General features: G+C 61.9%; 8 protein-coding genes. 1 reads left to right on the forward strand and 7 read right to left on the reverse strand.

What is annotated here, in order from left to right; all coding sequences use genetic code 11:
* The 7 genes from OB03_RS12000 to OB03_RS12030 form a co-directional block, all read right to left on the reverse strand.
* Positions 1-863: O-acetylhomoserine aminocarboxypropyltransferase/cysteine synthase family protein (locus OB03_RS12000; RefSeq protein WP_461344295.1), on the reverse strand; the 863-nt coding region annotated here is incomplete at its 3' end.
* A gap of 88 nt (positions 864-951) precedes the next feature.
* Positions 952-1,956: a hypothetical protein gene (locus tag OB03_RS12005; protein ID WP_242914343.1), complete on the reverse strand. Its 1,005-nt coding sequence runs from the start codon at positions 1,954-1,956 to the stop codon at positions 952-954.
* 8 nt (positions 1,957-1,964) lie between these two features.
* Entirely contained in the window at positions 1,965-2,798 is an 834-nt protein-coding gene (locus OB03_RS12010; RefSeq protein WP_242914342.1) for a hypothetical protein, read from the reverse strand.
* A 131-nt stretch (positions 2,799-2,929) separates the two neighbouring features.
* Positions 2,930-4,027 carry a redox-regulated ATPase YchF gene (gene ychF, locus OB03_RS12015; protein WP_242914341.1) on the reverse strand — a complete coding sequence of 366 codons (1,098 nt, stop codon included), beginning with the start codon at positions 4,025-4,027 and terminating at the stop codon, positions 2,930-2,932.
* Positions 4,028-4,141: 114 nt separating this feature from the next.
* Positions 4,142-4,678, reverse strand: a complete 537-nt coding sequence (locus OB03_RS12020; protein WP_461344296.1) for a copper chaperone PCu(A)C — start codon at positions 4,676-4,678, stop codon at positions 4,142-4,144.
* 22 nt (positions 4,679-4,700) lie between these two features.
* Positions 4,701-6,071: a PepSY-associated TM helix domain-containing protein gene (locus OB03_RS12025; RefSeq protein ID WP_461344297.1), complete on the reverse strand. Its 1,371-nt coding sequence runs from the start codon at positions 6,069-6,071 to the stop codon at positions 4,701-4,703.
* Between the two features lie 57 nt (positions 6,072-6,128).
* Entirely contained in the window at positions 6,129-6,515 is a 387-nt protein-coding gene (locus tag OB03_RS12030; protein ID WP_461344298.1) for a DUF2946 family protein, read from the reverse strand.
* 109 nt (positions 6,516-6,624) lie between these two features.
* Between OB03_RS12030 and OB03_RS12035 the strand changes: the two genes are divergently transcribed.
* The coding region (locus OB03_RS12035; protein ID WP_461344299.1) for a DUF4139 domain-containing protein at positions 6,625-7,947 on the forward strand (1,323 nt) is incomplete at its 3' end.

The following is a 7,947-nucleotide window of genomic DNA, read 5'->3' on the forward strand; positions in this document are numbered from 1 at the left end:
GTCTCTAGCCCTTGCAGGATCAGGAAGCTGTTGAACGGCGAGATGGCCGCGCCGGTGTTGCGCAAGAGGACCGTGCGCACGCGACCGATGAAGGCGGCTGGCCCCAGCGCCTCGGTATAGACCACGCCGTGATAGCTGACCTCGGGTTCGTTCAAACGGCGGAAGCGCTCCTTGTGCTGCGCCCACGGGAACGTGCCGCCATCGACGATAGCCCCGCCGATAGAGGTGCCGTGGCCGCCGATGTATTTGGTCAGGGAGTGGATGACGATGTCCGCGCCATGCTCGATGGGGCGGGTGAGGTAGGGCGTCGGCACGGTATTGTCGACGATCAGCGGCAGGCCCGCAGCGTGCGCCGCATCGGCCAGCGCTTTGAAGTCCACCACATTGCCCAGCGGGTTGCCGATGGATTCGCAGAACACCGCCTTGGTGCGGGCATCCGTGTTGGCGGCGACGGCGTCAAAGTCATCGGCGTCGATGAAGCACACCTCGATGCCATACTGGGGCAGTGTGTGGGCGAACAGGTTGTAGGTGCCGCCATACAGGGTGCTGGTGGCGATGATGTTGTCGCCGGCCTCTGCGATGGTCAGGATGGCGTAGGTGATGGCCGCTTGGCCCGACGCTACCGTCAGGGCCGCAATGCCGCCCTCCAGTGCCGCAATGCGCTGTTCCAGCACATCGGACGTCGGGTTCATGATGCGGGTGTAGATATTGCCTGCCACCTTCAGGTCGAACAGGTCGGCCCCGTGCTGGGTGTCGTCAAAGGCGTAGCTGGTGGTTTGATAGATCGGCACGGCGACGGACTTGGTCGTCGGATCAGGCGTATATCCGGCGTGCAGCGCCAGAGTGTCGAACTTCAAGGACAAGAGGACCTCCCCATAAAACAGGCGGTCAAAATAACAGGGTCACCCGAAGGATGACCCTGTAGAAAACTTAGCTGTATGGGTAGAAAGTCTAAAGGTCGCCCCGCGCTCTCAAAATCTGCAGCAGGGTTTCGAATGACAGCGCCGGTATAGGCGGCATCAGCGAGGTCTCGCCTGATGGATAACCGGACAGCAGCTTCACGACCACGGTTCCATCGGCATTGGCCCGTTCCACTTCAATCGAGATCCCGCTGGGGTGTTGGACAGTGCCTTTACCGGTTTCATCCAACGCGACGTGGATGGAATAGAGCTTGTCCATGCCCGTCGGATCGACAAGGCGCGAGTACAACAGCGAGGTGCCGCGCTGACCTGCCTGCGGGCCAATACCGGCAATTACATCAAACGATACTGCACCCTTGGTGATGTAGCCGTCAGCATTGACCGCACCGAAGATCGGGGCGTCATATCGAATGGCGACTTGCTCGACATAATCCAGTTGCCCGCCGGCGACATAGCTGGCCTGGCCCCTTGCACGCTCGACGCTTCCAAGCGTGGTCGCGATGAAACGGGAATGGCGGATAGATTCGCTCCACCCGGGGTTCTCGCGCAGTTCGTCAAAGGTGCCGTCACCGTCGGCGTCACGGTAGCAGTAGTAGTCTGTCGGCCTGTTCCACGCCGGAAAACCAGCCGTGTTGCGCCAGCACCACCATTCATTCTCGCCTTCAAGGAACTTCCATAGGGCGGCACCTGCGGGGCCGTATTTGTTGGCGTTGTTGACCGGTGTGGTGATGGTCACAAACTGGGCCGGGGAGATGTCCTGCGAGGCGATGATCTGGCCGTGATCGACTGTACGGAATACCGTGTCGGGCGTGACCGCTGTTCGAACGAGGACCAAGGGCTGCGCCACAGTGACCATGGCAGATAGTTGAGATGCGCGTCGGGCGGCTTCGGTGGCAGCCTCGCTTGCGTCGTCCTCGATCTCGTCAGGTTCGGCGATTTGGACGGCGTCCGCTGGCGGTACCTGTGTCGAGCCGATCGGTGTTTCGGGCGCGGCTTGCAGGAGCAGAGCGATGGCGATGGCGGAATAGACAGTCATGCGCGTTCTCAGCCCGGAATGAGGATAGGAGTGTAGGTGGTCGAGACACTCATGGTGGCGCGATAGATCATGCCCTCTTCAGGAGCCTTGAGGATGCGATAGCGGATATTGCCTTCCTCGTCGGTCGAGAGGATTTCGATCTCCAGCCCCATCAACTGCATCCGCGTCGGACCCTCGGGGTTCAGACGTGCCCGGGCGGTCAACCCCCTGATGGGGATGTGGCCGATGGCATCGTCCGGGCGGAATCCGGCACGTAGATAGATGATACCATTGCGGAAATCGCGTTTCCCTTGAAGCGCGTAGATGGTCATGTCCATGGACGGACCGTCTTGCACATCGATCTGGGTATAGGGTGCAGGGGTCTGCAAGGCGATGCGGTTGCCCGTCTCGAACACGAACAGCGGCACCCGCATGAAGGGCGCACCCGAACGCATGACACTCTCGAAGCGACCGTCTTTGTCGGTGTCCTCGAAACAGACGAACTGATCCGTTGTCCACCAGCGGGCGTTGGATTCGGCTACCGCGCAATAGGCCCAGCCCGCCGTCGTGTGGATGCCGAACATCTTCGTGCCCGCAGGTAGCATCTTGGCCAGAGCAAAGCCCGACGGCGTGTCCGTATCCATGTCCAGCCTGGCCGCACGCATGGTGGTGGTGCGAAGGCGTATGACAGGATTGGTTCTGACACTGGCGATTTCCTCGCCAATGGCGACTTCGCCCTGTGCAGGCGGATGGATAATAAGCGGCGCGGTGTCTTGCGTGCGTGTCTGGGCTGAGGCCTGAGCGGCATACGCCGCGCAGCCAGCAGCGATCACCGTCGTGATGATCCGGTTGATTGGTTTCAAGTATGCCCCCAAAGCCGCCACCCTGTAATGGCGCAGCTTGAGAACAATGTAATCTTACTCGTCGGGGCGGGCAAAGAAAAAGGCACCACCCGCGAGGGGCAGTGCCTTTTTGAACGGACTGGCTGTTCGACTTAGTTGTTGAACAGGAAGTGCATCACATCGCCATCCTTGACGATGTAGGACTTGCCTTCAGCGCGCATCTTGCCCGCTTCCTTGGCACCGGCCTCGCCCTTGAGAGCGATATAGTCGTCGTAAGCGATGGTTTCGCCGCGGATGAAGCCCTTTTCGAAGTCTGTGTGGATCACGCCCGCGGCTTGCGGGGCGGTGGCACCGACCGGGATGGTCCATGCACGCGCTTCTTTCGGACCAACGGTGAAGTAGGTCTGCAGGCCCAGCAGCTTGTAGGCTTCGCGGATCAGGCGGTTCAGGCCCGGTTCTTCAAGGCCCAGGGTGTCGAGGAATTCAGCCGATTCCTCGTCGTCCAGTACGGCGATTTCGGATTCGATCTGGGCCGAGATAACGACCGAGTTGGCGTTGTCCTTGGCCGCGCGTGCAGCGACCAGATCAGACAGCTCGTTGCCCTTGTCGGCCGAGGCTTCTTCAACGTTCGAGACATAGAGTGCCGGCAGCGCGGTCAGCAGCTGCAGCATGTCCCATGCCTTCTTGTCTTCCTTGGAGATGTCGGCGAGGCGAGCCGGCTTGCCTTCGCGCAGCTGCTCGAGGGCGGCGTCGATCATCTTCAGGGTTAGTTGCGATTCCTTGTCGCCACCCTTGGCGCGCTTCTCGACCTGAACGCGGCGGCGCTCGAGGCTCTCGAGGTCGGCCAGCATCAGTTCGGTCTCGATGATTTCGAGGTCCGAGATCGGGTCGATGCGGTTTTCGACGTGGGTGATGTCGTCATCGACGAAGCAGCGGGCGACGAAGGCCACAGCATCGCAGTCGCGGATGTTGGCGAGGAACTGGTTGCCCAGACCTTCACCCTTCGACGCGCCACGCACTAGACCGGCCACGTCCACGAAGGTGATGCGGGCAGGAATGATTTCCTTGGAGCCGGCGATTTCGGCCAGCTTGTTCAGACGGGGTTCCGGCACGGCCACGTCGCCGGTGTTCGGCTCGATGGTGCAGAACGGATAGTTTGCAGCTTGCGCCGCTGCCGTCTTGGTCAGGGCGTTGAACAGGGTGGACTTGCCAACGTTGGGCAGACCGACGATCGCGACTTTAAGGGCCATGGTATTCCTCGTGAGCGCGTGCCTTTAGCCGTTCCAAGCCGATTTGTCAGTCCGCGCGATATGTTGGGCCTCTATATGCGGAAAAGGGCGGCCTTTCGACCGCCCTTAGAAGGATTATTCCTCGCCGCCGACAACCGGCGGGGTCCGGATGGCAAAATCGACGGACTTGGTGCCTGCATTGGCGAAGGTCAGGTCGATCTTGACCGTCTGACCCGCCACCAACGGCGCTTTCAGGCCCATCAGCATGATGTGGTTTCCGTGGGGCTTAAGCTCGGTGGGTAGGCCTTTAGGCATGGCCAAGCCCTTGGCGAGGTGGGCCATCTTCATGACGCCGCCTTCCATCTTCATTTCGTGGACTTGCGCCATGTCGGCCTGAGCGGTCGCGACGCCCGTCAGGGTGTCATCGACGCTGGAGGTCAGGATGACGTAGCAACCGCCCGCCTTGGCTCCGTTCGGCGTCGGACGGCACCAAGCGTCCTCGATGGTGATCGTGCCCTCTACGGCGGTGGGCGTCGTCGGTGCTTCGACCGCCATGGGGGCGGCCGGAGCAGCCGGGGTGGCGGGCACTTCGGTCGGAGCTGCTTCATTTTGCTGGCCACAGGCCGCCATCGTCAGGGCAGCGGCAGTTGCGAGAACGAGTTTGAACTTCATGGAACTTGGTCCTTCGGGGGGCTTACTTAACGGGACGGTTGCGACCGAGGCGTCCGGACAGGAATGCGTCGGCCAACAGGGCGACCAGCAGGCTCGCGCCGGTCAGAGGATAGAGGATTGCTAGAGGAGTGACGATAGCCAGAACGCCGCGGTAACGGGCGTCGGGCAGGGACGGCGGGGCACCGCTGCGCAAGGGCGATAGTTGCGGCGGCCTGCGTTTCCACCACATGACAACGCCGCTGATGCACAGTGCCCAGATGCCTATGCATCCGGCCAGCATGACGATGCGGTTGATCCAGCCATACTGCATGCCCTGATGGACCAAGATGCCCCATTCCATACCCTTTGCCATGGGGCCGAACTCGGCATAGCGCACGTCGGCTTTCACCGCTCCGCTGGAGGGTTCCACATAGAGGATGCGGGTGTCCTCGACACGTTGGGGCTGGGTTGAGACGGTCCATGTTTGGCTGAGGTCGCGGGGGATGGAGATGACCAGCGGGCGGGCCATCTTTTGCGCATCGGTGCTTTCGATAACGCGCTTGAGCGATGGCGCACCCACGCTGGATGCATCTCTTGCAAGTCCGGTACCTTCCATCGTCCAGCCGAGGGGAGCGGAGCCATGATGGGGCGCGTTTTGCGTCCACGGTGTGGCCTCGGCAGGCGCGGGCGGGCGGCCCAATGCGGTCGTGCGCATAACGCCCATGAACTGGTCGCCCCACACCGCAGACCACGGCATGCCCGTCACGGCCAGAAAGGCGATAATGCCCGCGGTATAGAAGCCTGTGAGTGCGTGCAGGTCGCGCCAGAAGGGGCGGCGGCGGACATCGGATTCGCGCGTTAGCAAGACAGCTCCGCCACGTTTGCGCGGCCACCACAGATATATTCCTGTGGCGCAAAGGATGATTGCCCAACCTGCGACAATCTCGACGACAATGTTGAGGGCCTTGCCCAACGACCCGCCGAACACGCTGAGGGAATGAAGATCCCTGACGAGTTCGGTCAGGCCTTCGTCGGGGCTAATGCCGGTAAGGTCGGCGGTGTAGGGATTAACGAAGGCGCGCAACCGACTGCCGTCAGGGCGTTCCACGCCGATCTGGACAGCCTCGCTATCGGAAGCCGGTAGGTTCACACGGGCCGCCTTCCCACCCGCAGCCGTTTGTGCGGTGACAACCCAGTCGTCGGGTGTAGCCTGTGGCGCGCTGATGGCTACAGGCAGCATCTGGCGATGGGCCAACCGCTCTATCTCGTCTTTGAACAGATAGATGCCACCGGTCAGCGACAGCAGCATTAGAAACGGCATGACGATCACACCGGCATAGAAATGCCATCGCCACACAGTGCGATAAGAACTGTTCAGGACAGGGGCGGCCTGCGTTGGGTATTTTGAAGACATGGAAAAGCTTCCTGAAATCTCGGGCTCAGGCGCGGTTCAGCGCCACGGAACGGGATTTCAGGCGAGCGGCGGGGCCGTCGAGTGCGGGCGCGGCGGTGCACGCGAGGGCGGCGGAGGCGATGCGCGTAGTGGCGCGTAGGCGTCCGTTGTCGCCAGCTTGATCGCAAGGGCAGGTACCGGAGCCGGGGGCATCGGCAGCGATGCAACCAGCGGGAGGATACAGGCCGCGCATTTGGCCCCTAGAGCCTTGTGCGGCGGGGCGTCGGTCTCGCCGACGGTGATTGTCTGTAGCCCCTCGCTGGAGCAGATGACGATAGATTGCCCCGGCTGGACCGCCGCCATGGCGGCATAGGGCATGAGTGAACCCAGCACGATGGCAAACACCGCCGCCAAATAGGCGAGCGAGCGATGTATCGACCAGTTGTCCGCTTTACATGAGTTCACACGGCTTACTACGGCGTCAGGCCCCTTTAGGGAACAGTGCAATCAGCCGCATCTCGACAGGGTGTGTCGGGTGTGACAGCGTTCTTGGGAACACAACGGAGTTTCCCCTATGCGTCGATTGTCTGCATCTATGGGTTTGCTGGCCACCACTGCCCTTTGCGCTGCTGTCGCCGGTTCGGCGATGGCTCAGCAGGTCGAGACAGGAGCGGGCGGGCCGGACCGTCTGGCGCTGACGGTCTATAACAACGACATCGCGCTGGTTGAGGATGTGCGAAGCCTGAACATCGCCTCGGGCCGTGTCCGTCAGGAGTTTCCGGGCGTGTCGGCTTCGATCCGGCCAGAGACGGTGACGCTGTCGGGGCAGGGTCTGTCGATCGTCGAGCAAAACTTCGATTACGACCTGCTGACCCCGCGCAAGCTGATGGAAGGGGCCGTTGGCCAGCAGATCGAGGTCATCCGCACCAATCCGGGCAACGGGGCCCAGTCGCGCGAACAGGCGCGGGTGTTGTCGGCCAATGAGGGCGTGGTGCTCCAGATCGGCAACCGCATCGAAGTGCTGCGCGATGATGGCGCGCCCACGCGGGTCGTTTTTGACGGCGTGCCGCCCAATCTTCGTCCGCGGCCCACACTGAGCGTCACGCTGGATGCGACGGGGACGCCGCGTCGTGATGTGACCCTGAACTATCTGACCAGCGGGCTTCAGTGGAAGGCCGACTATGTCGCTCGTTTTGATGAAAAGGCGGGCAAGCTGGACCTGAATGGCTGGGTCACGTTGACTAACAGTTCCGGCTCGACCTTTAGCAATGCTGTCACGCGTGTTGTCGCAGGACAGGTGAACGTCAGCGGCGGAAACAACTATCGCGGTGGCAGCCGCGGCAATGGCCTCAACAGTGGATCGAACGCCGAGGCAGGGGACGCACACGTCTATCTGTTGCCGGAGCGCGTGACGGTCGCCAATAACCAGACCAAGCAGGTCGGTCTGCTGGACGTCAGCAATGTGCCCGCGACCAAACGCTATGTCTTCCAAATGGGCGGCTTTGGCACCTTTGAACAGGCGCAAGCCGCAGACGTCGGCATCGTCTTCCGCAGCGAGCCAGCCCTGCCCGCAGGGGTGATGCGCGTCTATCTGCGCGGCGAAAACGGCGAGCCGCGCTTTATCGGCGAGGACCAGATCAGCCATTCGCCCGCAGGGTCCGATCTGGTGATCTCTACGGGTAAGGCGTTCGATGTGACGGTCCAGCCGCGGCTGGTGTCGTCCGAGAAGGTTTCGACCCGCCGCACGGACCGTGGTCGCACGCGCTATGCGATGGAATACCGCGTGCGTAACGCGACTGGAGAGGCCAAGACCGTCGAGGTCCGTCAACGGGTCTATGGCCGCGACACCGAACTGACAGTCCAGAGCATCGAGGGTGAACTGGCCGATGCCTATACC

It is taken from the genome of Brevundimonas sp. GN22, assembly GCF_054824005.1.